The organism is Cellulomonas oligotrophica, from assembly GCF_013409875.1.
Lineage (GTDB): Bacteria > Actinomycetota > Actinomycetes > Actinomycetales > Cellulomonadaceae > Cellulomonas > Cellulomonas oligotrophica.
Window position 1 is genome coordinate 4,016,367 of record NZ_JACCBK010000001.1, and the last position, 23,820, is coordinate 4,040,186.

At 75.5% G+C, this 23,820-nt stretch carries 26 protein-coding genes; 22 read left to right on the forward strand and 4 right to left on the reverse strand.

The window, feature by feature from the left end; translation table 11 throughout:
* From BKA21_RS18440 to BKA21_RS18505, 14 genes are all read left to right on the forward strand, one after another.
* Positions 1-1,092: an amidohydrolase family protein gene (locus BKA21_RS18440; protein WP_140460422.1), complete on the forward strand. Its 1,092-nt coding sequence runs from the start codon at positions 1-3 to the stop codon at positions 1,090-1,092.
* Positions 1,093-1,326: 234 nt separating this feature from the next.
* A complete protein-coding gene (rpsP, locus tag BKA21_RS18445) occupies positions 1,327-1,752 on the forward strand; it encodes a 30S ribosomal protein S16 (RefSeq protein WP_140460423.1) in 426 nt (141 codons plus the stop codon).
* The gene (locus BKA21_RS18450; protein WP_140460424.1) at positions 1,752-1,991 is read left to right on the forward strand and encodes an RNA-binding protein; all 240 of its coding nucleotides are present in this window, start codon (positions 1,752-1,754) and stop codon (positions 1,989-1,991) included. Before rpsP ends, BKA21_RS18450 begins: the two co-directional genes overlap by 1 nt.
* A 107-nt stretch (positions 1,992-2,098) precedes the next feature.
* Positions 2,099-2,641 carry a ribosome maturation factor RimM gene (rimM, locus tag BKA21_RS18455; RefSeq protein WP_140460425.1) on the forward strand — a complete coding sequence of 181 codons (543 nt, stop codon included), beginning with the start codon at positions 2,099-2,101 and terminating at the stop codon, positions 2,639-2,641.
* Positions 2,642-2,645: 4 nt separating this feature from the next.
* Positions 2,646-3,455 carry a tRNA (guanosine(37)-N1)-methyltransferase TrmD gene (gene trmD, locus BKA21_RS18460; RefSeq protein WP_140460426.1) on the forward strand — a complete coding sequence of 270 codons (810 nt, stop codon included), beginning with the start codon at positions 2,646-2,648 and terminating at the stop codon, positions 3,453-3,455.
* A gap of 228 nt (positions 3,456-3,683) precedes the next feature.
* Positions 3,684-4,049 carry a 50S ribosomal protein L19 gene (gene rplS / locus BKA21_RS18465; protein ID WP_140460427.1) on the forward strand — a complete coding sequence of 122 codons (366 nt, stop codon included), beginning with the start codon at positions 3,684-3,686 and terminating at the stop codon, positions 4,047-4,049.
* 225 nt (positions 4,050-4,274) lie between these two features.
* Positions 4,275-5,162 (forward strand): signal peptidase I, encoded by an 888-nt coding sequence (gene lepB, locus BKA21_RS18470; protein ID WP_373308216.1) that lies wholly within the window; start codon positions 4,275-4,277, stop codon positions 5,160-5,162.
* Positions 5,159-5,974: a ribonuclease HII gene (rnhB, locus tag BKA21_RS18475; protein ID WP_140460428.1), complete on the forward strand. Its 816-nt coding sequence runs from the start codon at positions 5,159-5,161 to the stop codon at positions 5,972-5,974. Before lepB ends, rnhB begins: the two co-directional genes overlap by 4 nt.
* A gap of 54 nt (positions 5,975-6,028) precedes the next feature.
* Positions 6,029-6,352: a DUF2469 domain-containing protein gene (locus BKA21_RS18480; protein WP_140460429.1), complete on the forward strand. Its 324-nt coding sequence runs from the start codon at positions 6,029-6,031 to the stop codon at positions 6,350-6,352.
* Positions 6,353-6,535: 183 nt separating this feature from the next.
* A complete protein-coding gene (locus BKA21_RS18485) occupies positions 6,536-6,892 on the forward strand; it encodes a YraN family protein (protein ID WP_140460430.1) in 357 nt (118 codons plus the stop codon).
* The gene (locus BKA21_RS18490; protein ID WP_140460431.1) at positions 6,893-8,413 is read left to right on the forward strand and encodes a YifB family Mg chelatase-like AAA ATPase; all 1,521 of its coding nucleotides are present in this window, start codon (positions 6,893-6,895) and stop codon (positions 8,411-8,413) included.
* 104 nt (positions 8,414-8,517) lie between these two features.
* Entirely contained in the window at positions 8,518-9,771 is a 1,254-nt protein-coding gene (gene dprA / locus BKA21_RS18495; RefSeq protein ID WP_140460581.1) for a DNA-processing protein DprA, read from the forward strand.
* Positions 9,772-9,904: 133 nt separating this feature from the next.
* Entirely contained in the window at positions 9,905-10,828 is a 924-nt protein-coding gene (locus BKA21_RS18500; protein ID WP_140460432.1) for a tyrosine recombinase XerC, read from the forward strand.
* A 113-nt stretch (positions 10,829-10,941) separates the two neighbouring features.
* The gene (locus BKA21_RS18505; RefSeq protein WP_140460582.1) at positions 10,942-11,895 is read left to right on the forward strand and encodes a FliA/WhiG family RNA polymerase sigma factor; all 954 of its coding nucleotides are present in this window, start codon (positions 10,942-10,944) and stop codon (positions 11,893-11,895) included.
* A gap of 40 nt (positions 11,896-11,935) precedes the next feature.
* Here the strand turns inward: BKA21_RS18505 and BKA21_RS18510 are convergent, their stop codons facing one another.
* Positions 11,936-12,583: a M23 family metallopeptidase gene (locus BKA21_RS18510; RefSeq protein WP_239072955.1), complete on the reverse strand. Its 648-nt coding sequence runs from the start codon at positions 12,581-12,583 to the stop codon at positions 11,936-11,938.
* A gap of 393 nt (positions 12,584-12,976) precedes the next feature.
* On the opposite strand from BKA21_RS18510, the gene rpsB reads away from it, so the two are divergent.
* From rpsB to dxr, 8 genes are all read left to right on the forward strand, one after another.
* Complete coding sequence (rpsB, locus tag BKA21_RS18515; RefSeq protein ID WP_140460434.1) at positions 12,977-13,909, forward strand: 30S ribosomal protein S2; 933 nt, start codon at positions 12,977-12,979, stop codon at positions 13,907-13,909.
* 97 nt (positions 13,910-14,006) lie between these two features.
* The gene (tsf, locus tag BKA21_RS18520) at positions 14,007-14,852 is read left to right on the forward strand and encodes a translation elongation factor Ts (protein WP_140460435.1); all 846 of its coding nucleotides are present in this window, start codon (positions 14,007-14,009) and stop codon (positions 14,850-14,852) included.
* A gap of 138 nt (positions 14,853-14,990) precedes the next feature.
* Entirely contained in the window at positions 14,991-15,758 is a 768-nt protein-coding gene (gene pyrH, locus BKA21_RS18525; protein ID WP_373308217.1) for a UMP kinase, read from the forward strand.
* A 50-nt stretch (positions 15,759-15,808) separates the two neighbouring features.
* Entirely contained in the window at positions 15,809-16,366 is a 558-nt protein-coding gene (gene frr / locus BKA21_RS18530; RefSeq protein WP_140460436.1) for a ribosome recycling factor, read from the forward strand.
* Entirely contained in the window at positions 16,366-17,208 is an 843-nt protein-coding gene (locus BKA21_RS18535) for a phosphatidate cytidylyltransferase (RefSeq protein WP_140460437.1), read from the forward strand. The genes frr and BKA21_RS18535 overlap by 1 nt, the downstream gene beginning before the upstream one ends.
* A 103-nt stretch (positions 17,209-17,311) precedes the next feature.
* On the forward strand, positions 17,312-18,439 hold the full coding sequence (gene rlmN / locus BKA21_RS18540; RefSeq protein ID WP_140460438.1) for a dual-specificity RNA methyltransferase RlmN: 1,128 nt from the start codon (positions 17,312-17,314) through the stop codon (positions 18,437-18,439).
* Complete coding sequence (locus BKA21_RS18545; RefSeq protein ID WP_140460439.1) at positions 18,436-18,990, forward strand: DivIVA domain-containing protein; 555 nt, start codon at positions 18,436-18,438, stop codon at positions 18,988-18,990. Before rlmN ends, BKA21_RS18545 begins: the two co-directional genes overlap by 4 nt.
* Positions 18,991-19,128: 138 nt before the next feature.
* On the forward strand, positions 19,129-20,283 hold the full coding sequence (gene dxr / locus BKA21_RS18550) for a 1-deoxy-D-xylulose-5-phosphate reductoisomerase (RefSeq protein WP_140460440.1): 1,155 nt from the start codon (positions 19,129-19,131) through the stop codon (positions 20,281-20,283).
* 92 nt (positions 20,284-20,375) lie between these two features.
* On the opposite strand, the gene BKA21_RS18555 is transcribed toward dxr, so the two are convergent.
* From BKA21_RS18555 to BKA21_RS18565, 3 genes are read right to left on the reverse strand one after another with little or no spacing between them, the layout of a single operon-like run.
* On the reverse strand, positions 20,376-21,782 hold the full coding sequence (locus BKA21_RS18555; protein ID WP_239072956.1) for an NAD(P)/FAD-dependent oxidoreductase: 1,407 nt from the start codon (positions 21,780-21,782) through the stop codon (positions 20,376-20,378).
* On the reverse strand, positions 21,779-23,155 hold the full coding sequence (locus BKA21_RS18560) for an aspartate aminotransferase family protein (RefSeq protein ID WP_140460441.1): 1,377 nt from the start codon (positions 23,153-23,155) through the stop codon (positions 21,779-21,781). The genes BKA21_RS18555 and BKA21_RS18560 overlap by 4 nt, the downstream gene beginning before the upstream one ends.
* Positions 23,152-23,622: an Lrp/AsnC family transcriptional regulator gene (locus tag BKA21_RS18565; protein ID WP_140460442.1), complete on the reverse strand. Its 471-nt coding sequence runs from the start codon at positions 23,620-23,622 to the stop codon at positions 23,152-23,154. The genes BKA21_RS18560 and BKA21_RS18565 overlap by 4 nt, the downstream gene beginning before the upstream one ends.
* Positions 23,623-23,820 lie beyond the last annotated feature (198 nt).

Genomic DNA, 23,820 nt, shown 5'->3' on the forward strand with positions numbered 1-23,820 from the left:
ATGGGGGTCCTGCACCTGCGGGGCACGGTCGTCCTCGACGACGAGCGCGAGGTCGGTGAGGCGTGGGTCGTCGGCGACCGCCTGACGCTGGAGCGGCCGGCGGGCGTGCCCGACGCGACCCTGCACGGCTGGGTGCTGCCGGGCCTGGTGGACGTGCACTGCCACATCGGGCTCGACGCCGACGGACCCGTCGACGCCGCCGCCGCGGAGCAGCAGGCGCTGGCCGACCGGGACTCCGGGGTCCTGCTCGTGCGCGACGCCGGCTCGCCCGCCGACACCGGGTGGGTGCACGCGCGCACGGACCTGCCGCGGCTGCTGCGCGCGGGCCGGCACCTGGCCCGGCCGCGCCGCTACCTGCGGCACTACGGTCGCGAGCTCGACGCCGTCACGGACCTGCCCGGGGCCGTCCGCGAGGAGGCCGCGCGCGGCGACGGCTGGGTGAAGGTCGTCGCGGACTGGATCGACCGCGACCTCGGCGCCGACGGCGACCTGCGCCCCCTGTGGCCGGACGACGTGCTCGCCGAGGCCGTCGCCGCCGCCCACGACGCGGGCGCGCGCGTCACGGCGCACACCTTCTCGACCGAGGCCCTCGACCCGCTGCTCGACGCGGGTGTCGACTGCCTCGAGCACGCGACCGGTGCCACGCCCGCGCAGGTCGAGCGCATCGCGGCCGCGGGCGTCCCGGTGACCCCGACGCTGCTGCAGGTCGAGCGGTTCGACGCGATCGCCGCGCAGGGCGAGGCCCGGTTCCCGCGGTTCGCGGCACGCATGCGGGCCATGCACGCCCGGCGCGAGCAGCACGTGCGGGACCTGCACGACGCGGGCGTGCGCCTGCTGGTCGGCACGGACGCCGGCGGCACGATCGGCCACGGCCGGGTCGCGGACGAGGCGGCGGCCATGGTGGCGGCCGGCGTGCCCGTGCGGGACGTGGTCGCCGCCGCGAGCTGGCGCACACGGGCCTGGCTCGGCGTCGACGGCATCGGCGAGGGCACGAGCGCGGACGTCGTCGTCTACGACCGGGACCCGCGCGCCGACGTCACGGCGCTGGCGGAGCCTGCCGCGGTGGTCCTGCGCGGCGTGCGCGTGCGCTGAGCCGCCCCGCCACGGGCGCGACGGCGGCCCGCGCGAGGTGCCGGCGCGGTCGCGGTGGCACCGTCCGGCGGACGTGCGGGCAGCACCCCCCGCCGTCTGGCACAATGGTCGGCTGTACTCGGCTCGCACAGCCCCTCTACCTGTGCCCGCCGTGTCCCCGGCCGGACCGGTGCGCCCTACCCCACGGGAAGCGCCGCGAGGTCCCTGGAACAGACATCAGGAGAAGACCACACCGTGGCCACGAAGATCCGTCTCAAGCGCATGGGCAAGATCCGCGCACCGTACTACCGCATCGTCGTCGCCGACTCGCGCACCAAGCGTGACGGTCGCGTGATCGAGGAGATCGGCAAGTACCACCCCACCGAGGAGCCCTCGCTCATCGAGGTCGCCTCCGAGCGCGCGCAGTACTGGCTCGGCGTCGGCGCGCAGCCGACCGAGCAGGTGCTCGCGCTCCTCAAGGTCACCGGCGACTGGCAGAAGTTCAAGGGCCTGCCCGGTGCCGAGGGCACGCTGCGCGTCAAGGCGGCGAAGGCTGACGCGAAGGCTGCGGTCGACGCGGTCGCCGCCGACGCCGAGAAGGCCAAGGCCAAGGCGTCCGAGAAGAAGGCCGCCGCGGCGGCCGCGGACGCCCCGGCGCCCGCCGAGGACGAGCAGGCCTGATGCTCGCCGACGCGCTGGAGCACCTGGTGCGCGGCATCGTCGACCACCCGGACGACGTGCACGTGCGCACGTCCTCCCTGCGGCGCGGCGAGATGCTCGAGGTGCGCGTGCACCCCGAGGACCTCGGCCGTGTCATCGGCCGCGGCGGGCGCACCGCGAAGGCGCTGCGCACCGTCGTCGGCGCCCTGTCGGCCGACGGGCCCGTCCGGGTCGACGTCGTCGACGTCGACCGGCGCTGAGCCGACCGGCGCTCAGCAGGCCGACCCCAGCACGTGCCGCACGACGGCCCGGACCCCGCACGGGGCCGGGCCGTCGTCGTCCCCACCCCACCACCCCGGAGGAGCTCGTGGAGCTGACCGTGGCCCGCATCGGCCGACCGCACGGACTGCGCGGCGAGGTGCTCCTCGACGTGCGGACCGACGCGCCCGAGGAGCGGCTCGTCGTCGGCGCCCGGTTCGCGACCCAGCCCGTCTCGGCCGGCCCGCTCACGCTCACGTCGGTGCGCCGCGCGCAGGAGCGCTGGTACGTGACGCTCGACCGCGCGCCGGACCGCACCGCCGTCGAGGCGCTGCGCGGTGTCGAGCTCGTCGTGGACGCCGACGCGGACGCCGACGACGACGAGGACGCCTGGTACCCGCACCAGCTCGTCGGCCTGCGGGTCGAGCACGTCGCCGACGGTCGTCTGCTGGGCGAGGTCGTCGGGCTCGAGCACCTGCCCGCGCACGACGTCCTCGTGGTCCGGGAACCGGCGGGGGAGCGCACCCGGGTGCCGTTCGTCCGTGCGATCGTCCCGGTCGTCGACGTCCCCGGCGGGCGCGTCGTCCTGGACCCGCCGGGCGGGCTCCTGGCCGCCGACGCGGCGTCCCTCGTCGTCGACGACGAGGCCTGAGCGCGTGCGCGTCGACGTCGTCTCGATCTTCCCGGAGTACCTGGCGCCCCTGGAGCTGTCGCTCGTCGGCAAGGCGCGCCGCAGCGGGCTGCTCGACCTGCGCGTGCACGACCTGCGCGACTGGACCGACGACCGGCACCGCACCGTCGACGACACCCCGTTCGGCGGCGGTGCCGGCATGGTCATGCGTCCCGACGTGTGGGGGCGCGCGCTGGACGACGTGCTCACGCCGGCCGGTCACCTGCTGGTGCCGTCGCCCGCGGGGGAGCGGTTCACGCAGCGGACCGCCGAGGCCCTCGCCGGCGAGGAGCAGATCGTCGTGGCGTGCGGCCGGTACGAGGGCATCGACGCCCGCGTGGTCGAGGACCGGGCGGCCCGCGGCCGGGTCACCGAGATCTCGCTCGGGGACTACGTGCTCAACGGGGGCGAGGTCGCGGCGCTGGTCGTGGTCGAGGCTGTCGCGCGGCTCCTGCCGGGCGTCGTCGGCAACCCCGAGTCCCTGGTGGAGGAGTCGCACGGCGCGGCGGGGCTCCTGGAGTACCCCGTGTACACCAAGCCGCCGTCGTGGCAGGGGCACGACGTGCCCGAGGTGCTGCTGTCCGGGCACCACGGCCGGGTGGCGCGGTGGCGTCGGGACCAGGCCCTGGAGCGGACCGCCCACCGGCGCCCCGACCTCCTGGCGGCGCTCGACGTGGCGGAGCTCGACCGCGCCGACCTCGCGGTCCTCGCGGCGGCCGGATGGGTCGTCGAGGGCGGCGTGCTGGTGCCGTCGCCCACCGGCGGGCCGGCCGGCGACGGGCCCGCGACGCCCTGACGGGCGATTCGGCACGGGGCCTCTGCTGTGGCAGACTGGTCGGTCGGTGTGCGTCGACCGCCTCCCTGCCGCAGGGGGGAGCGACCACGACGCACGGACCGGACGCCCCGCGGGGCGTCCCGGCCCGGACCACCGGACCACGAACCCTCGGGTCGTCGCCCTGCCCCGCAGCGCGCCGGCCCGTCGATCACGTACCTGACCTGCGGCAGGGCGGGGAAGCGACACGACATGCAGACGCTCGACGCGCTCGACGCAGCATCGCTGCGCAGCGACATCCCGGAGTTCCGTGCCGGCGACACCCTCAAGGTCAACGTCAAGGTCGTCGAGGGCAACCGCTCTCGCGTCCAGGCGTTCCAGGGCGTCGTCATCGCCCGTCAGGGTGCCGGTGTCCGCGAGACCTTCACCATCCGCAAGATCAGCTTCGGCGTCGGCGTGGAGCGCACGTTCCCCGTCAACTCCCCGACGCTGGACACCGTCGAGGTCGTGACGCGCGGTGACGTCCGTCGCGCGAAGCTCTACTACCTGCGTGCCCTGCGCGGCAAGAAGGCGAAGATCAAGGAGAAGCGCGACAGCGTCCCGGCCAAGAAGGGCTGAGCGCACGCGCACCCCACGACGGGCGGTCACCGGTTCACCGGTGGCCGCCCGTCGGCGTTCCTGCCCCTCGCCGTCCGGCGGCTGCCTGCCGCGCGGGACGGGCGCGCGCAGGGCACCCGCCGTGCCGGACACCGGGCCCCCGTGCGGGGGTGCGCGCCGGGCGACACGCTCCCCGGGGCCGCGCGACGCGGCACGAGCGTGCGTCGCGCGTGCGACAGTTAGTCGGTGAGCGAGCGACGCCCCGATGACCTGAGGACGACGCCGGCGGCGTGGCAGCACGAGACCCGGGCGACGCCCTGGCAGCCGACCAGCGCGCAGGAGCCGCGGTTCGGCGCGACCGCGTCGACGCCCGGCCCCGACGCCCCGGCGGGCGCGCGTCGGGTGCCGGTGCCGCAGGTGCCCCGCCGCCGGGAGCGCGCCTCCGTGCACCGGCGCCGCTGGTCCGCGTGGAGCTGGGTGCGCGAGACGGCCATCATCCTCGTCAGCGCGCTCGTGCTGTCGCTCGTCGTCAAGAGCTTCCTGGTGCAGGCGTTCTTCATCCCGTCCCAGTCGATGCACGAGACGCTCGTGGAGAACGACCGCATCCTCGTCAGCAAGCTCACGCCCGGCCCGTTCGACCTGCGGCGGGGCGACATCGTCGTGTTCAAGGACCCCGGGGGGTGGCTGCAGCCCGAGCCGGTGGTGGAGCGCGGACCCGTCGTCGACACGCTCACCGAGGTCGGCACGTTCATCGGCCTGCTCCCGCAGGACGCCGGCGAGCACCTCGTCAAGCGCATCATCGGGCTGCCCGGCGACCACGTGGCGTGCGCCGGTCCCGGCGAGCCGGTGACCGTCAACGGCGTCGCGCTCGACGAGACCGCGTACCTCGCGCCGGGATCGGTGCCCAGCGAGCGCGCGTTCGACGTGGTGGTGCCCGAGAACAGCCTGTGGGTCATGGGCGACAACCGTCAGCACTCGTCGGACTCCCGCTACAACCAGGGCCGCCCGGGCGGCGGGTCCGTGCCGGTCGACAACGTGGTCGGCATGGCCTTCGTGACCGTCTGGCCGCTGGACCGCACGACCGTGCTGCGCAACCCGACCGAGACCTTCGCGAACGTGCCCGACCCCGCATGACGACCACCGCAGGACCGGCCGCCGGGCCGCAGGGCGCGCCGGCGCTCGCCCGTGCCGCGCGGCGGTCGACCAGGCCCGCCCCGCACCTGCGCCACGAGCGGGCCCTCCTGCGCACCGGCAGCACCTACGTCGCCGGCATGGACGAGGTCGGGCGCGGCTCGCTCGCGGGCCCCGTGAGCGTGGGCGTCGTCGTGGTGGACGCGTCCACGCGCTCGGCGCCGCGCGGCGTGGCCGACTCCAAGCTGCTGACGCCCGCGGCGCGGACGGCGCTGCTGCCCGCACTGAGCCGGTGGGGCGTGGCCCGCGCCGTGGGGCACGCGTCGGCCCAGGAGATCGACGAGCGCGGCATCGTCGCCGCGCTCCGGCTGGCCGCGACCCGTGCCCTGACCGGGGTGAGCGCGGTCGTCGGGCCCGTCGACGCCGTGATCCTCGACGGCTCGCACGACTGGCTGACCCCGCCCGACCCGGACCTGTTCGGCGTGCAGGACGACCTCTTCGTCACCGCGGTGCCGACGCCGCGCGTGCACCTGCGCGTCAAGGCGGACCGCACCTGCGCGAGCGTCGCCGCGGCGAGCGTCCTGGCCAAGTGCGAGCGGGACGCGCTGATGGTCGAGCACGCGCGCGTGCACCCGTCGTACCGGTGGGACGAGAACAAGGGCTACGCCGCGCCCGACCACCTCGCGGCGCTGCGCGAGCACGGCCCCAGCCAGCTGCACCGCCGGTCCTGGCGCCTGCCCGAGGCCGTCCCCGCAGCCCCGCAGGCCGTGCCGCCGTCGGGCGGCGCGTGGGCGGCGGGCACGCTGGACGTGTGACGCGCCGCGGCCGCGCACGTCGGCGGGCCGCGGGGGATGGGGGATGATGGTCCGGTGAGCGCCGAGGACCTGGAGAACTACGAGACCGACATGGAGCTCGCGCTCTACCGCGAGTACCGGGACGTCGTGGGGCTCTTCTCCTACGTGGTGGAGACCGAGCGTCGCTTCTACCTGGCGAACCACGTCGACCTGCAGGTGCGGTCCGCCGCCGGGGAGGTGTACTTCGAGCTCGCGCTCGTCGACGCCTGGGTGTGGGACGTGTACCGCTCGGCGCGGTTCGTGAAGTCCGTGCGCGTGGTGACGTTCAAGGACGTCAACGTCGAGGAGCTGGCGAAGGCCGAGCTCGACCTCGGCTCCGGCACCGGCTTCGCGCGCTGACCTGACACCGGGCGGGGAGCCTCGACGGGCCCCGTGATCGCCCCTGCGTCCCCCGGCTCGTCGCTGCGGCTCCCGGCCCGAGCCGCCCACAGCCCTGGGTGCCGGCGCCTGGCGCCCGGCGCGCGGTCCGCCCCGGGCCCGGGACCCCGGCCGCACCGCAGGGTGTGCGGCGGAGGTGGTCCGGTGCAGGCGAAGGACGCAGTAGGTCGGTACGGCGAGGACGTCGCGACCGCATGGGTGCAGCGCGCGGGCTGGCAGGTGCTCGACCGCAACTGGCGGTGCGCGGACGGTGAGCTCGACCTGGTCGCGCTCGACGGCGACGAGCTCGTCGCCGTCGAGGTCAAGACGCGGCGGTCGGCGACGTTCGGCTCGCCCGCGGAGGCGGTCACGGCGCGCAAGCTCGCCCGGCTGCGGCGGCTGACGGCGCGCTGGTTGCGCGAGCACGACGTGCGGCCGGCGTCCGTGCGCGTCGACGTCCTCGCGATCGTGCTGCCGCGCGCCGGGCGCGCGCAGGTCGAGCACCTCGCGGGGGTGGTCTGAGTGCTGGGGCGCACGCACGCCGTCGCGCTGCTGGGCCTCGAGGGGCACGTCGTCGAGGTCGAGGCGCACCTCGCCCCGTCGCTGCCGGCGTTCACCCTGGTCGGGCTGCCCGACGCGTCGCTCGCGGAGTCCCGCGACCGGGTCCGGGCCGCCGTCACGTCGTCCGGCCTCGCCTGGCCGAACCGACGGATCACGGTGAACCTCTCGCCCGCCAGCCTCCCGAAGGCCGGGTCGGGCTTCGACCTCGCGGTCGCCGTCGCGACGCTCGCCGCCGCGGGTGCCGTCGACGCCGCAGGCGTCTCCGGGTGGGTGCACGTCGGCGAGCTCGGGCTCGACGGTCGCCTGCGGCCCGTGCGCGGCGTCCTGCCGGCGGTCGCGGCCGCCGTGGCTGCCGGGCTGCCGCGCGTCGTCGTGCCCGCCGCGAACGCCGCCGAGGCGGCCCTCGTCCCGGGCGCGCACGTCGTCGGCGCGACGAGCCTCGCCCACGTGTGCGCCGTGCACGGGGCCGACGTCGTCGTCCCGGACGTCACGCCCGTCGCCGACGTCACGGCGGCCCCACGGTCGGCCGCGCAGGCCCCCGACCTGGCCGACGTCCTCGGCCAGGAGGAGGCCAGGCACGGCGTCGAGGTCGCCGCGGCCGGCGGCCACCACCTGCTGATGGTCGGTCCGCCCGGTGCGGGCAAGACCATGCTCGCCGCGCGGCTGCCCGGACTGCTGCCGGACCTCGAGGAGCCCGACGCCGTCGAGGTCACGGCCGTGCACTCCGTCGCCGGCACCTTCGACCCCACCCGGGGCCTGCTGCGCCGGCCGCCGTTCGAGGACCCGCACCACACCGCCACCGCCGCGAGCGTCGTCGGTGGCGGGTCCGGCGTGCCGCGCCCCGGTGCGGCCTCCCGCGCCCACCGCGGCGTGCTCTTCCTCGACGAGGCCCCCGAGTTCCGCCCGGCCGTGCTGCAGACCCTGCGGCAGCCGCTCGAGCAGGGCGAGCTCGTCCTGCACCGGGCCGCCGGCACCGCCCGGTACCCCGCGCGCTTCCAGCTGGTGCTCGCGGCCAACCCCTGCCCGTGCGGGCGGGGCAGCGGCAAGGGCCTGGGCTGCACGTGCCGCAGCGAGCAGCGTCGCCGCTACTTCGGGCGGCTCGCCGGCCCGCTGCTGGACCGTGTCGACCTGCAGCTGGAGCTTCCGCCCGCCCGCGCCACCGACGCCCCCGGCGAGCCGACCGCGGCCGTCGCCGCGCGTGTGGCGCAGGCCCGGGCCGCGCAGGGGGAGCGCTGGCGCGGTCACGGGTGGCGCACGAACGCCGAGGTCCCCGGGGCGCGCCTGCGCGAGCGGCTGGGACCCGACCGTGCGCTCGTCGCCGACCTGGACCGTGCCGTCGACCGGGGCACGCTGTCGCTGCGCGGAGTCGACCGGGTCGTGCGCGTGGCGTGGACGTTGGCCGATCTCGACGGCCGCACCGCACCGTCCCGCGCCCAGGTGCGCGAGGCGCTCCTGCTGCGGACGCGGGGGCACGGCGCGTGACGGCGACCCGCCCGACCCCGCCCGGCCCGACCCCGCCCGGCCCGACGCCTGCCGGCCCGACGTCGCCCGGTCCGATGCTGCCCGGCCCGACGTCGCCCGGTCCGATGCTGCCCGGCCCGACGTCGCCCGGTCCGACGTCGACAGGTCAGACCCCGACAGCACCGACGCCGCCTGCCGCGCCGGCTCCCGCGCAGCGCGACCGCGTCGCGCGTGCCGTGTGGTCGGCGCTCGTCGAGCCCGGGGACGAGGTCGCCGGGGCGCTCGTCGCCGCGTGCGGGGCGGCTGCCGCGCTGGACTGGGTCGACAGGTCGCTCGCCGGGAGCACGGACTGGGACCTCCTCGGTGCCGGCTCGGACCTGGCACCCCCGGCGCGTGCCCGCCTGACCCGCGCGCTCGACCGCTGGGCGGCCCGCCGCCCCCGCGTCGACGCCGCGGCCCTGGCCCGCGCCGGCGCCCGGTCGGGCGCCCACCTCGTCGTGCCCGCGGACCCGCACTGGCCCGCACGGCTCGACGACCTGGGCGCCGCCGCGCCCTTCGCCCTGTGGGTCCGCGGCGAGCCCCGCGCCGTCCGGACCCCGGGCGTCGCCCTCGTCGGGGCGCGTGCCAGCACCTCCTACGGCGAGCGCGTCGCCGTCGACCTCGCGGCGGGCCTCGTCGCGGCGGGCCTCGGCGTCGTGTCCGGGGGTGCCTACGGGATCGACGCCGCCGCCCACCGCGGTGCCCTGGCCGGCGGCGGCCGCACCGTCGTGGTCCTGGCCGGCGGCGTGGACCGCGCCTACCCGGCGGGCAACGCCCGGCTCCTGGAGGAGGTGGTGCGCACCGGCGGCGCGGTGGTCTCCGAGGTCCCGCCCGGTGCGGCGCCGACCCGCAGCCGGTTCCTGCAGCGCAACCGCCTCATCGCGGCGCTCGCCGACGCGACGGTCGTCGTCGAGGCCGCCTGGCGCTCGGGTGCGGCGAGCACCGCGCACCATGCCGCGCGGCTGCTGCGCCCGGTCGGCGCGGTCCCGGGGCCGGTCACGTCGGCCGCGTCGGCGGGGTGCCACCGGCTCGTGCGTGACGGGGTGGCCGTGCTGGTCACCGACGTGGCCGAGGTGCTCGACCTCGTCGGTCCCCTCGACGCCGGGCGGGGCGAGGAGCCGGCGCCGGCGCCGGGGGACGGGCTCGACCCGGTCGCGGCCCGCGTGCTGGAGCACGTCCCGCGCCGCGGTGCGCTCGAGCCCGGGGAGCTCGCCGCGCGGGCCGGGACGAGCCTGGCGGAGGTGCGCGGTGCGCTCGGCGCACTCGAGCTGGAGGGGCTGGTCCGCAGGGTGGGGGCCGGATGGGCGGCGCGTCCGCGGGGTGAGCGGGGCGAGGGATGAAAAAATACGGCGTTCGTGGGAATCGGGACCCGGTAACCGGACATCGTCGCCGCAACCGGACCGACCAGGTCCCTCGAACGATTCTTGCGCCTTGTCGACTGGACGGTCGACCGTCACCTTAGGGGACATGTTCATGGCAGAGGTCACGGCGGGGGCGCCCGCACGCGAGCGCCTGCTCGCCGACTTCGCCCTGCACCTGCGGGCCCAGCGCGGCCTGTCCGAGCACACGGTGCGCGCCTACGTCGGCGACGTGCAGCAGCTGCTCGACTTCGCGGTCCGCCAGGGCAGGTCCCGCCTGGACCAGGTCGACCTGGCGGTGCTGCGCGCCTGGCTCGCCGCCCAGGCCGCGCGCAACGCCCGGGCGACGCTGGCGCGCCGCTCGGCGGCCGCACGCACGTTCTTCGGGTGGGCGACGCACACGGCCCGCCTCGCCACGGACCCCACCCAGCGGCTCGCCGCGGCGCGCACCGGCGGCACCCTGCCGGTGGTCCTCGCCCAGGAGCCTGTCGCCCGGCTGCTGGACGTCGCCCGCGGGCGCGCGTCCGACGGCGACCCGGTGCACGTGCGGGACTGGGCGGCGGTCGAGGTCCTCTACGCCACGGGTGTCCGCGTCGGCGAGCTGTGCGGTGCCGACGTCCACGACGTCGACCTCGACGACCGCCTGCTGCGGGTCGTCGGCAAGGGCGACAAGGAGCGCGTGGTGCCGTTCGGGCTGCCGGCCCGCGACGCGCTGCGGACCTGGCTCGACGTGGCCCGCCCGCAGCTCGTCGGTCCGGCCACCGGTGCGGCCCTCCTGCTGGGCCGTCGGGGCGGGCGCGTCGACCAGCGCACCGTGCGCGCGGTCGTCCACGAGCTCGCCGCGGTGGCGGGCGTGGACGACGTCGCACCGCACGCGCTGCGCCACACGGCCGCGACGCACCTGCTCGAGGGTGGGTCGGACCTGCGCTCGGTGCAGGAGATGCTCGGGCACTCGAGCCTGGCGACGACGCAGCGCTACACCCACGTCTCCGCCGAGCGGCTCCGCTCGGCGTACCGACTCGCGCACCCGCGGGCGTGAGGCCGGTGGACCCACGCACCCCGACCGGGCGCGGCGCGACGCTGCAGCTCGTGCCCCCGTACGACCCGCACGCCGCACGCACCACCGACGCAGCCCCAGAGGAAGAGCAGCCGATGACGACCCTGCACGTGGTCCCCCGGGGACTCCAGCAGCACGCAGGGACGGCGCCGAGCGGTGTGATCCCGCAGCAGCGCCCGGCGGACGAGGCGCTCGACGCCGCCGCCGTCGACGCTGCTGCTGCTGCCGACGCCACCGCGCTCGTCGACGACCCGCAGGTCGTGCACGGCGCGGGGCTGCGGGTCGCGGACGAGGTCGACGCCCTGTGGGAGGAGTTCGTCCAGACCCGGTCGCCGCAGACCCGGGAGCGCCTCATCCTGCACTACGTCCCGCTGGTGACGGCCGTCGCCGGGCGCATCGGCATGCGCCTGCCGTCGACCGTCGAGCACGCCGACCTCGTCTCGTACGGGGTCTTCGGCCTGATCGACGCGATCGAGAAGTACCGCACGGACCGTGCGGTGCGGTTCGAGGCGTACGCGTCGTCGCGGATCCGCGGCGCGATCATCGACGAGCTGCGGGCCATGGACTGGGTGCCGCGCTCGGTGCGGACCAAGGCCCGTGCGGTCGACCGCGCCTACGCCGAGCTCGAGGGCGAGCTGCACCGGGCCCCGACCGAGCAGGAGCTGGCCCGGCGGATGCAGGTGCCGGTGCGCGACCTGCGCGCCGTGTACTCCCAGCTGGCGTCGGTCAACATGATCGCGCTCGACGAGCTGCTGTCCGGGTCGGACGACCGCCCCGGTGCCGCAACGCTCGCCGACACGCTCGCCGACAGCCGCACCCAGGACCCCGCGGGTGCCGCCGACGCCGCGGAGACGAAGTTCCTGCTGGCGCGCGCCATCGAGTGCCTCGGTGAGCGGGAGCGCCTGGTTGTGGTCCTGTACTACTACGAGAGCATGACCCTCGCGGAGATCGGCCGCGTGCTGGGGGTCACGGAGTCGCGCATCTCGCAGATCCACACGGCGGCGATGATCCGGCTGCGGACGCGTCTGGTCGAGGCCGAGCGGGGCTGATCGCGCCGCGCGTGCTCGCGCCCCGGGCGACCACGGCCGCTCACCGGTCGTGCGCGGGCAGCAGCACGACCGGCCCGGCGCCGGGCAGGAGGGCCAGGGGGTCGACGTACGTCTCGCCCTCGCGCACGCCCCAGTGCAGGCAGGGGAGCGGCGCGCAGTGGGCCGGCCCGGCGACGACCGCGACGACGTCGCCGGCAGCGACCGCGGTGCCGACGGCGGCCACGGGCCGGACGGGCTCGACGCTGCTGCGGCGCCCGTCGGGGTGGGTGATCGTCAGCACGCCGCGGTCGACGACCGTGCCGGCGAACGTGACCACACCGGTGGCCGGCGCGACGACGGCGTCGCCGTCCTGCGCCGCCAGGTCGGCGCCGCGGTGCCCGGCCGCCCACCGCTGCGGCGGTGCCTCGAACGGGCGCTGCACCTCGAGGGCGCGCAGCAACGGTCCGCGGTAGAGCACAAACCCGTCCTGGGCGGACGTGGTGGCCGGCCCGCCGTCGGCCGACCGGCCCGCGGCGCTGCCCGCCGCCGCTCCGGTCACGGCGAGCGCGGCGCAGACGAGGACCGCGGCTGCGCCCCGCCGTGCCCTCCGGTGCGCCCGTGGTGGCTGGCCCGGCCCGTGCATGGTCGCGGCCTGCCGGCGTGCGGCGTCGACGGTGCGGGTCGGTCGGCTGCGAGGTGTCGGGGCCATGGGGCCAGGCTGGGCGACGTCGACGGCGCGGGTCGTGGACGGACCGAGCTCCGGGGGCCGGGGCCGCGGCGGCGGGGCTGTGGGCGGCTCGTCGGTCCGCGGGGCCGGGCGGCGCGGTGCGGTGGACGGGGCGGCGGCAGGGGTCCGCTAGACTCCTCTCACGACCGGCACGTGCCGGTCGAATTCGCGTGCCATGGCTCGGTCATGACGCGGGGGGCGACCCCGCGGCGTGGACCGGGGCGTCGCCTGCAGCGGTCCGGGTCCCCGACCCGGTGCGGGTGGTGCATGGCACCAGGGGATCGCCCGCCGGGCGGACCGACAACCGATGACGCGGGCCCCCGGGGCCCGCTCGACGACGCGCGCACCCGTCGGTGCGCGCCGGGAGGACGTGCCATGGCCGTCGTGACCATGCGCCAGCTGCTCGAGAGCGGTGTCCACTTCGGGCACCAGACGCGCCGCTGGAACCCCAAGATGAAGCGCTTCATCTTCACCGAGCGCAACGGCATCTACATCGTCGACCTGCAGCAGTCGCTGACGTACATCGACCGCGCCTACGAGTTCGTCAGCCAGACCGTCGCGCACGGTGGCTCGATCCTCTTCGTCGGCACGAAGAAGCAGGCGCAGGAGCCCGTCGCCGAGCAGGCCGCGCGCGTGGGCATGCCCTACGTCAACCAGCGCTGGCTCGGTGGCATGCTCACCAACTTCTCGACCGTCCACAAGCGTCTCCAGCGCCTCAAGGAGCTCGAGCAGATCGACTTCGACGACGTCGCGGGCTCGTCCCTGACGAAGAAGGAGCTGCTCGTCCTGCGTCGCGAGAAGGACAAGCTCACCAAGACGCTCGGTGGCATCCGTGACATGGCCAAGGTCCCCTCGGCCGTCTGGATCGTCGACACGAACAAGGAGCACCTCGCCGTCAACGAGGCGCGCAAGCTGGGCATCCCCGTCGTCGCGATCCTGGACACCAACTGCGACCCCGACCTCGTCGACTACCCGATCCCGGGCAACGACGACGCGATCCGCGCCGTGCAGCTGCTCACCCGCGTGATCGCCGACGCGGTCGCCGACGGCACGCTCAAGCGTCACTCCGGCGGCTCGTCCGCCGCCCAGGGCGCCCCGGCCGAGGCCGAGCCGCTGGCCGAGTGGGAGCGCGAGCTGCTCGCCGGCGCGTCCGCCGACGCCGCCGAGGCGCCTGCCGCCGAGGCCGCTCCGGCCGAGGTCCCCGCGGCCGAGGCCCCCGCCGCCTCGGACGAGGCTCCCGTCGTCGCCGACGAGGCCCCGGCCGCCGAGGCCCCCGCCTCGGACGAGGCCCCGGCCGAGCAGGCCTGACGCACCCGACAGCCCCGCGGGCGGGTCGCGTGACGCGACCCGCCCGCCGCACCGGTCGTCGCCGGTGCGGGACAGAACCGAAGGACGGACGGAACTGATGGCGAACTACTCGCTGGCCGACATCAAGGCCCTGCGCGAGCGGACCGGCGCGGGCATGATGGACGTGAAGAAGGCGCTCGAGGAGGCCGAGGGCGACACCGACAAGGCCCTCGAGATCATCCGGGTCAAGGGGCTCAAGGGCGTCGGCAAGCGTGAGAGCCGCGCCGCGTCCGACGGTCTCGTCGCCGCGCACGTCGGCCCCACCGCCGACGGCGCCGGTCACGTGGGCGTCCTGGTCGAGATCAACTCGGAGACGGACTTCGTCGCCAAGAACCAGACGTTCATCTCGCTCGCGGACCGCGTGCTCGCCGCAGCCGTCGCCTCCGGCGCGGCCGACGCCGACGCGCTCCTCGCGGCCGACACGGACGGCGCGACCGTCCAGGACGTCGTCACCGAGACGGCCGCGACGCTCGGCGAGAAGGTCGTCGTGCGCCGCGTCGCCCGCCTGTCCGGCGAGCACGTCGAGGTCTACCTGCACAAGGTCAACAAGGACCTGCCGCCCCAGGTCGGCGTCCTCGTCGCCACGGACGCGGCCGGCGCGGCCGTCGCCCGCGACATCGCCACGCACGTCGCGGCGTACTCCCCGACGTACCTCTCGCGCGACGAGGTCCCCGCGGACGTCGTCGAGAACGAGCGGCGCATCGCGGAGGAGACGGCCCGCAACGAGGGCAAGCCCGAGGCCGCCCTGCCGAAGATCGTCGAGGGCCGCCTGAACGGGTACTTCAAGGAGAGCGTCCTGGTCGACCAGGCGTTCGCCAAGGACCCGAAGAAGACCGTGGGCCAGGTGCTCGCCGAGGCCGGCGGCACCCTCACGGGCTTCGTGCGCTACCGCGTGGGAGCCTGATCCGTTGACGACGGCGGTGGCCCCGGTCCGACAGGTCCGGGGCCACCGCCGCACCGGGCGCCCGCGGCCCGCCGGGCACGGTCCGGAAGCCCAGCGGGCGAGCGCGCCGGACCGGCGCCCGAGCGACGTGGAGGACACGTGACCCAGGACCCGTCCGCCGGAGCCGGACCGAAGACCGACCCGACGCCCGGTGCCGTCCCGGCCCGGCGCGTGCTGCTCAAGCTCTCCGGCGAGAGCTTCGGCGGCGGCGACGTCGGCCTGGCCGTCCCCGTCGTGCGCCGCATCGCCGGCGAGATCGCCGTCGCGGTGCGCGCCGGCGTGCAGGTCGCCATCGTCGTGGGCGGTGGCAACTTCTTCCGTGGCGCCGAGCTCTCGCAGTCCGGCATGGACCGTGCCCGCGCCGACTACATGGGCATGCTCGGCACGGTGATGAACTGCCTCGCGCTCCAGGACTTCCTCGAGCAGGCCGGGGTGAGCACCCGCGTGCAGACCGCCATCACGATGGGCCAGGTCGCCGAGCCGTACATCCCCCTGCGCGCGATCCGGCACCTGGAGAAGGGTCGTGTCGTGATCTTCGGGGCCGGCGCCGGCATGCCGTACTTCTCGACCGACACCGTGGCGGTGCAGCGCGCGCTCGAGACGCACTGCCAGGAGGTCCTCATGGGCAAGAACGGCGTCGACGGCGTCTACTCCGCGGACCCGCGGCACGACCCCGACGCCCGCAAGCTCGACCACCTGACGTACACCGAGGCGATCGTGGGCGAGCTCGGCGTGATGGACACCTCCGCGCTGAGCCTGTGCCGCGACAACGACGTGCCGATGCGGGTCTTCGGCCTCGAGGAGCACGGCAACGTCACGCGTGCGCTCGAGGGTGAGAAGATCGGCACGCTCGTCACCGCGAGCTGACCGACCCGCCCTCCGGGGGCGACCTGCACCACCAGACGTTAGGAGCACCGGTGATCGACGACACACTCCTCGAGGCCGAGGAGAAGATGGACAAGGCCGTGGAGGTCGCCAAGGAGGACTTCGCGGCGATCCGCACCGGCCGGGCGAACGCGGCGATGTTCGCGAAGGTCTTCGTCGACTACTACGGCGCCCTGACCCCCCTGCAGCAGCTGGCGTCGTTCAACGTCGTCGAGGCGCGCACGATCCTGGTGTCGCCGTTCGACAAGTCGTCGATGACGGCGATCGAGCGTGCCCTGCGCGACTCGGACCTCGGCGTCAACCCGACCAACGACGGTGCGGTCATCCGCGTCGTGCTGCCCGCGCTGACCGCCGAGCGTCGCAAGGACTTCGTCAAGCTCGCCAAGAGCAAGGCCGAGGACGCGCGCATCTCCGTGCGGTCCGTGCGCCGCCGCGCCAAGGAGACGCTCGACAAGATCGTCAAGGACGGCGAGGCGGGCGAGGACGAGGTCGTGCGCGCCGAGAAGGAGCTCGAGGTGCTCACCAAGAAGCACGTCGAGCTGATCGACCACCTCCTCGCGTCCAAGGAGAGCGAGCTGCTCGAGGTCTGATGACGCAGCTCGCCGCCCCTCGCAACACCAGCCCCGGCCGGGACCTGCCGGCCGCGGTGGTCGTCGGCCTCGTCCTCCTGGGCGTGGTGGCGGCCTCGCTGTTCGTCCGCAAGGAGGCGTTCGCGGTCGTCGCGGTCGTCGCGGTGGGCGCGGCGGTCTGGGAGCTCGCGCACGCGTTCTCGCGCCGCTCGATCCACCTGCCGCTGCTGCCGCTGCTCGTCGGCACCGCGGGCATCCTCGTCTCGGCCTACGCCGCCGGCACCGAGGCGCTCTTCGTCTCGTTCCTGCTGACGGTCGGCGGTGCCGTCGTCTGGCGGGTCCTCGACGGCAACGGCGAGCCCGCGCTGCGGGACGCGACGGCGGCCGCGTTCGCGGCTGCCTACCTGCCGTTCCTCGGCGGGTTCGTCATGCTCATGCTCGCCGAGCCCGACGGCGCGCTGCGCGTGCTGGTGTTCATCCTGCTCGCGGTCGCGTGCGACACCGGCGGGTACGTCGTCGGCACGCTGCTCGGCCGGCACCCCCTGGCCCCCTCGGTCAGCCCGAAGAAGTCCTGGGAGGGGCTGCTCGGCTCGATCGTGCTCGCGAGCGTCGTCGGCGTCGTGGGCGTGCAGCTCGCGTTCGACGGGGAGCCGCTCGTGGGCGTCGTCGTGGCCCTGGGCGTCGTCGTCTCGGCGACCCTGGGCGACCTCGCCGAGTCCATGCTCAAGCGCGACCTCGAGCTCAAGGACATGGGCCGGCTGCTGCCGGGCCACGGCGGTGTGCTCGACCGCATCGACTCGATGCTCCTGACCGCGCCCACGGTGTGGGTGCTGCTCACGGTGCTGCTGCCCTCGGGTGGCTGAACCGCACGCACCCTCGCCCGGTGCCCCCGGCGCCGACCCACCGGCGACCACCACGACCACGCCGCCCGTCGGCGACGACCCCCACGCGAGAGGAGCCGCGACCATGAGCGCCACCCCCGTCCGGCTGCAGCTGAGCGCCACCACCCGCGGTGCGCGCGGCAAGCCCCCGCGCCACTTCGTCGACCTGACGCCCGAGGAGCGGGTCGAGGCCGTGACGGCGCTCGGCGAGAAGCCGTTCCGCGCCAAGCAGCTCGCGACGCACTACTTCACGCACCTGACGAACGACCCCGAGAAGATGACGGACCTGCCGAAGGCCTCGCGGGACGTCCTCACCGGTGACCTGTTCCCCCGGCTGCTGACGGCGACGCGGACGTTGACGGCCGACGGCGGCACGACCGTCAAGACGCTGTACCACCTGTTCGACGACGCCAAGGTCGAGTCGGTGCTCATGCGGTACGCGAACCGCACGACCCTGTGCGTGTCGAGCCAGGCGGGCTGCGGCCTCGCGTGCTCGTTCTGCGCGACCGGCCAGCTCGGCCTGACGCGCAACCTGTCGACCGCGGAGATCGTGGAGCAGGTGCGCGAGGCGGCGCGGGCGCTGGCGGCCGGCGAGGTGCCGGGCGGCGCGACCCGCCTGACCAACGTCGTCTTCATGGGCATGGGCGAGCCGCTGGCCAACTACAAGGCCGTGATGGGCACCGTGCGACGCCTGGTCGCGCCCGCCCCCGACGGCCTCGGCATGTCGGCCCGCAACGTCACCGTCTCGACGGTGGGGATGGTGCCGGCGATGGACAAGCTCGCCGGCGAGGGCATCCCGGTGACGCTCGCGCTGTCGCTGCACGCCCCCGACGACGAGCTGCGCAGCGAGCTCGTGCCGGTGAACACGCGCTGGGACGTCGACGACGCGCTGGACTCCGCACGCCGGTACTTCGACGCGACGGGCCGGCGGGTGTCGATCGAGTACGCGCTGATCCGGGACGTCAACGACCACGCGTGGCGTGCGGACCTGCTCGGCGAGAAGCTCGCGGCGCGGGGCACCGGCTGGGTGCACTGCAACCCGATCCCGCTGAACCCGACGCCGGGTTCGCGCTGGACGGCGAGCGACCCGGCCGTGGAGCGGGAGTTCGTGGCACGCTTGCGGGCGCACGGCATCCCCACGACCATCCGGGACACGCGCGGCAGCGACATCGACGGCGCCTGCGGGCAGCTCGCCGCGGAGGAGGACCAGTGAGCGACGGCATGTTCCGCACCGTCTCCGGGCTCAAGCGCGGGTACGACCCCGACGAGGTCGACGAGTTCTTCGAGCACGCGCGCACCCTGTACGAGACGGGGCCGGCGAGCGAGCTCACGGGAGCCCAGGTGCGCAAGGTCGCGTTCGACATGGTCCGCGGGGGCTACGTGACCTCGGCGGTCGACGCGGCGCTGGACCGGCTGGAGCACGCGTTCGTGGCGCGCCAGCGCGCGCAGCACGTGGCCGAGCGCGGCCAGGACGCGTGGATGGCGGAGCTCGGCGCGCAGGCGCGGACGCTGTACGGCCGGCTCGGACGCCCCGACGGTGACCGGTTCGCCCCGCCGCAGGGCCGTGAGCCCGGCTACGAGCCCGCCGACGTCGACGCGCTGTGCCACCGCCTCGTCGCGTACTTCGACAAGGGTGCGCCGCTGACCGCCGCGGAGGTCCGCTCGGCGACCTTCCGGCGCCGCAACGGCCGCAACGGCTACGCCGAGGGCCCCGTCGACGCGTTCTTCGCCCGGGCCGTGGACGTGCTGCTCGGCGTGGAGTGACCTCGCGCCGCTGAGGCGTCGTCCCCGCTGGGCCGTGGTGCCTGGTGGGGCGTCGTCCCTGGTGCGACGGCGTCCCGTGGTCGCGCGGACGCCGCGAGGTGGCCCGGGCGGTGCCGGTCGTCTGGGATCATCGACGCCATGAGCAGGCGCACCGTCACCGTCCTCGGCTCCACCGGCTCCGTCGGCACGCAGGCGTTGGAGCTCCTCGCCCGCGACCCGTCGCGCTTCGCGCTCGTCGGGCTGTCCGCCGGCGGGGGCAACGTCGAGCTGCTCGTCGAGCAGGCGCGCGCGCACCGCGTGCCGGTCGTGGCCGTCGCGGACGTCGTCGCCGCGGCCGTGGTGCGCGACCTGCTGCCCGGCGTCGAGGTCCTGTCCGGCCCCGACGCGGCCGCCGACCTCGCCGGCCGCGGGGCGGACGTCGTGCTCAACGCCATCACGGGCTCGGTCGGGCTGCTGCCGACGCTCGCCGCGCTGCGGGCGGGCAGCACCCTGGCCCTGGCGAACAAGGAGTCGCTGGTCGTCGGCGGCGCGCTCGTGCGCGCGGCGACCGTGCGGCCCGACCAGATCGTCCCTGTCGACTCCGAGCACTCCGCCATCGCCCAGGCCCTGCGCTCGGGTGCGCGCGCCGAGGTGCGCCGCCTGGTGCTGACCGCGTCCGGCGGGCCGTTCCGCGGCTGGTCGGCCGACGCGGTGGCGCGGGCCACGCCGGAGCAGGCGCTCGCGCACCCGACGTGGGCGATGGGTCCGGTGATCACCGTGAACTCGGCGAGCCTGATGAACAAGGGCCTGGAGCTCATCGAGGCGCACCTGCTCTTCGACGTGCCGGTCGACGACGTCGCCGTGGTCGTGCACCCGCAGTCGGTGGTGCACTCGATGGTGGAGTTCGTCGACGGGTCGACGATCGCGCAGGCGTCCCCGCCGGACATGCGGCTGCCGATCGCGCTGGGCCTGGCGTGGCCGGAGCGGGTGGCGGGTGCGGCGAGCCCGTGCGACTGGTCGACCGCCACGTCGTGGACGTTCGAGCCGCTGGACGAGGTGGTGTTCCCGGCGGTGCGGCTGGCGCGCGAGGCGGTGGCGGCGTCGGCGACGCACCCCGCGGTGTACAACGCGGCCAACGAGGAGGGCGTCGCGGCGTTCCTCGCGGGGCGGATCGCGTTCGGCGACGTCGTCACGACGGTGGAGAAGGTGCTCGCCGAGCACGAGGGCACCACCGCCGACGGCACGACGCTCGACGTGGTCCTCGAGGTCGAACGCTGGGCCCGGGCGCGCGCGAACGAGGTCCTGGCGGTCTGACCCGCCGCCCGTCGCCGGCCCGCGGGGGCGTCACCGGGACGAGCCGGGCCGTCGCCGGCCCGGACGGGGACGGCCGTGCCGTGACGTCCGGGTCAGTGCCCGAGGAACGGGGACAGCGCGCGGGCGACGAGGCTGGGACGGCCGGTGCGGCGCTCGGCGGCGTCGGCCCAGGTCGCGGCCCAGCGGGCGGCGGTGATCTCGGCCCAGCGCACGGGCTCGGGCTCCCACGCCGGCGAGCGGTGCCCGACCCACGGGAGCCGGGTCAGGGGCGTGTCGGCGCCGGTGATCAGATCGGCCAGGGTGCGCCCCGCGAGGTTGGCGGTGCCGACCCCGTCGCCGACGTAGCCGCCGGCCCAGCCGATCCCCGTCGACGGGTCGAGCCCCACGGACGCGTGCCAGTCGCGGGGCACGCCGAGCGCACCGCCCCACGTGTGGGTCACGGCGTGGTCGGCGACGGCGGGGAACAGCTCGACGAGGGTGCGGTGCAGGTGCGCGTGCACGCGGGGCACCTGGTCGTACCGCGCGTCGACCGCCGAGCCGGGGTGGTACGGCGCGCCGCGGCCGCCGAACGCGAGGCGGTCGTCGGCGGTGCGCTGCCCGTAGACGACGAGGTGCCGGGCGTCGGTGAGCGTCTGCCCGCGGTCGAGGCCGATCGTGGCCCACACGGACGCGGGCAGGGGTTCGGTCGCGACCATGAGGGAGTAGACGGGCACGACGTCCCGGGCCGACCCGGGCAGGCGCGGCGTCCACGCCTCGGTGGCGCGCACGACCCAGCGGCAGCGCACCGTGCCCTGGTCGGTGACGACGGCCCGCGGCGACGTCCGCAGCGCCCGGGTGCGCTCGGCGATCCGCACGCCGCGGGCCGTGAGCACCTGCGCGAGCCCGTGCGCCAGACGGGCGGGCTGCACGCGCGCGCAGTCGGGCGTCCACGTGCCGGCCAGCACGCCCTCGGCGCGCACGTGCTCGGCCACGCCCTCGGGGTCGAGGAGCTGGACCTCGTCGCCCCAGCGGGCGCCCTCGGCGGCCTCCCGGGTCACGCGGTCCACCTGCGGCGCCGTGCGGGCCAGCGTCACGGTCCCGCCGTAGGCGAAGTCGCAGCCGATCTGCTCGGCGGCGGCGACCCCGCCGACCTCGACGACGGTGTCCCGCATGGCGGCGCGCATCTCCCGGGCCGCGTCGGGGCCGTGCCGGCGGGCGAGCGCGTCGGGCGACGTCGGGAACAGGGCCGAGCACCAGCCGCCGTTGCGTCCGCTGGCACCCGAGCCGGCCACGTCCTGCTCGACGACGAGGACGTCGAGCGAGGGGTCGGCCTCCAGCAGGTAGTACGCCGTCCACAGCCCGGTGTACCCGCCGCCGACCACGACGACGTCGGCGGTGGTGTCCCCGTCCAGCGGGGGGCGGGGCGTCGCGGCGCCAGGGTCCTCGGCGACGACCTGGTCCCACCACAGGGACAGCCCGCGCAGGTGCGTCGCGTCGTCGACCCGGGCCGCGGCGCTCACAGCCGGGACCACGCCTCGCCGAGCACGCCGCGCAGGATCTGCTCGATCTCGTCGAACTGCGCGGGGCCGCAGGTCAGGGGCGGTGCGAGCTGGATCACCGGGTCCCCGCGGTCGTCGGCCCGGCAGTACAGCCCCGCCTCGTACAGCGCGGGGGTGAGGAACCCGCGCAGCAGCCGCTCGGACTCGTCGTCGTCGAACGTCTCGCGGGTGGCCTTGTCCTTGACGAGCTCGATCCCGTAGAAGAAGCCCTCGCCGCGCACGTCGCCGACGATCGGCAGGTCCAGCAGCCGTTCCAGGGTCCGGCGCAGGACGGGCGCCTGCTCGTGCACGTGGTCCACGACGTGCTCGGCCTCGAACAGGTCGAGGTTGGCCATGGCGACGGCCGCCGAGACGGGGTGCCCGCCGAAGGTGTACCCGTGCGCGAAGCTCGTCGAGCCGGTCGCGAAAGGCTCGAACAGCCGGTCGGAGGCGAGGCAGGCGCCGATGGGGGAGTAGCCCGACGTCATGCCCTTGGCGCACGTGATCATGTCGGGCTGGTAGCCGAGGTCCTCGCACGCGAAGATCGACCCGATCCGCCCGAACGCGCAGATCACCTCGTCGGAGACGAGCAGCACGTCGTGCTCGTCGCAGATCTCCCGCACCCGCTCGAAGTACCCCGGCGGGGGCGGGAAGCACCCGCCGGCGTTCTGCACCGGCTCGAGGAACACCGCGGCGACGGTCTCGGGCCCCTCGAACTCGATGGCCTCCGCGATCCGGTCCGCGGCCCACCGGCCGAACGCCTTCGGGTCGTCGCGCAGGTGCTCCGGGGCGCGGTACTGGTTGGTGTTGGGCACCTTGTGCCCGCCGGGCACCAGCGGCTCGAACGCCTGCTTCAGCTCGGGCAGGCCCGTGATGGACAGCGCGCCCTGGGTGGTGCCGTGGTAGGCGATGGCCCGGGAGATCACCTTGTGCTTGCCGGGCCGGCCCTTGAGCTTCCAGTACTGCTTGGCCAGCTTCCACGCGGTCTCGACGGCCTCGCCGCCGCCGGTGGTGAAGAACACCCGGTTGAGGTCGCCCGGGGCGTGCGCGGCAAGCCGCTCCGCGAGGTCGATCGCGTGGGGGTGGGCGTACGACCACAGGGGGAAGAACGCGAGCTCCTTGGCCTGGTCGGCCGCTGCCTGCGCGAGCTCGGTGCGCCCGTGCCCGAGCTGGACGACGAACAGCCCCGACAGCCCGTCGATGAGCCGGTGCCCGCGGGAGTCCCACACGTGGTGGCCCTCGCCGCGCACCATGATCGGCACGTCGTGCTCCCACGCGCTCTGCCGCGTGAAGTGCCCCCACAGGTGGTCGCGGGCGGCGGTGGCGCGGTCGGTGCCGCGGGGCGTGGTGCTCATCTGGTCCCCCAGTTGTAGAGCTGCTTGTGCAGGCGCAGGTAGACGAACGTCTCGGACTCGCGCACCCCGGGCAGGGTGCGCACGGACTCGTTGAGGACCCGCAGCAGGTGCTCGTCGTCCTCGCAGACCACCTCGACGAGGACGTCGAAGGACCCCGCGGTCACGACCACGTAGTCGACCTCGGGCACCGCGGCGAGCGACTCCGCCAGCGCGGTCAGGTCGCCGTCGGCGCGCACCCCGATCATCGCCTGCCGGCGGAAGCCCACCTGCATGGGGTCGGTCACGGCGACGACCTGGATGACGCCGGCGTCCTGCAGGCGCTGCACGCGCTGGCGCACCGCCGCCTCGGACAGCCCGACGGCCTTGCCGATCGTCGCGTACGGGCGGCGGCCGTCCTCCTGGAGCTGCTCGATGATCGCCTTGGCGACGTCGTCGAGCACCACCGGGGCGGCGGGTCGGGTGGTCATGACGCCCGATCGTGCTGCCTGCCGGCGGCTCCGCGCAAGGGATTCCGTGCCAGATCGTCATGTGAACTTCTGATTTCGCGCCCCGAAACACTCTCGACATCCGGATACCGACGTCGCAAGACTCCACCGTGGCGGGCGTGCCACGCCCCGCCGGGCCGACCCGCCCCGCCGGGCCGACCTCCCGGACCACCCGCAGGA

What these genes read in the sequence shown, in the direction of transcription:
- BKA21_RS18440 (WP_140460422.1), top strand. Translation starts at nt 1, where the DNA reads ATGGGGGTCCTGCACCTGCGGGGCACGGTCGTCCTCGACGACGAGCGC.
- BKA21_RS18450 (WP_140460424.1), top strand. Translation starts at nt 1,752, where the DNA reads ATGCTCGCCGACGCGCTGGAGCACCTGGTGCGCGGCATCGTCGACCAC.
- rplS (WP_140460427.1), top strand. Translation starts at nt 3,684, where the DNA reads ATGCAGACGCTCGACGCGCTCGACGCAGCATCGCTGCGCAGCGACATC.
- rnhB (WP_140460428.1), top strand. Translation starts at nt 5,159, where the DNA reads ATGACGACCACCGCAGGACCGGCCGCCGGGCCGCAGGGCGCGCCGGCG.
- dprA (WP_140460581.1), top strand. Translation starts at nt 8,518, where the DNA reads ATGCTGCCCGGCCCGACGTCGCCCGGTCCGACGTCGACAGGTCAGACC.
- BKA21_RS18500 (WP_140460432.1), top strand. Translation starts at nt 9,905, where the DNA reads ATGGCAGAGGTCACGGCGGGGGCGCCCGCACGCGAGCGCCTGCTCGCC.
- BKA21_RS18505 (WP_140460582.1), top strand. Translation starts at nt 10,942, where the DNA reads ATGACGACCCTGCACGTGGTCCCCCGGGGACTCCAGCAGCACGCAGGG.
- BKA21_RS18510 (WP_239072955.1), bottom strand. Translation starts at nt 12,583, where the DNA reads ATGGCCCCGACACCTCGCAGCCGACCGACCCGCACCGTCGACGCCGCA.
- rpsB (WP_140460434.1), top strand. Translation starts at nt 12,977, where the DNA reads ATGGCCGTCGTGACCATGCGCCAGCTGCTCGAGAGCGGTGTCCACTTC.
- tsf (WP_140460435.1), top strand. Translation starts at nt 14,007, where the DNA reads ATGGCGAACTACTCGCTGGCCGACATCAAGGCCCTGCGCGAGCGGACC.
- BKA21_RS18535 (WP_140460437.1), top strand. Translation starts at nt 16,366, where the DNA reads ATGACGCAGCTCGCCGCCCCTCGCAACACCAGCCCCGGCCGGGACCTG.
- rlmN (WP_140460438.1), top strand. Translation starts at nt 17,312, where the DNA reads ATGAGCGCCACCCCCGTCCGGCTGCAGCTGAGCGCCACCACCCGCGGT.
- dxr (WP_140460440.1), top strand. Translation starts at nt 19,129, where the DNA reads ATGAGCAGGCGCACCGTCACCGTCCTCGGCTCCACCGGCTCCGTCGGC.
- BKA21_RS18560 (WP_140460441.1), bottom strand. Translation starts at nt 23,155, where the DNA reads ATGAGCACCACGCCCCGCGGCACCGACCGCGCCACCGCCGCCCGCGAC.
- BKA21_RS18565 (WP_140460442.1), bottom strand. Translation starts at nt 23,622, where the DNA reads ATGACCACCCGACCCGCCGCCCCGGTGGTGCTCGACGACGTCGCCAAG.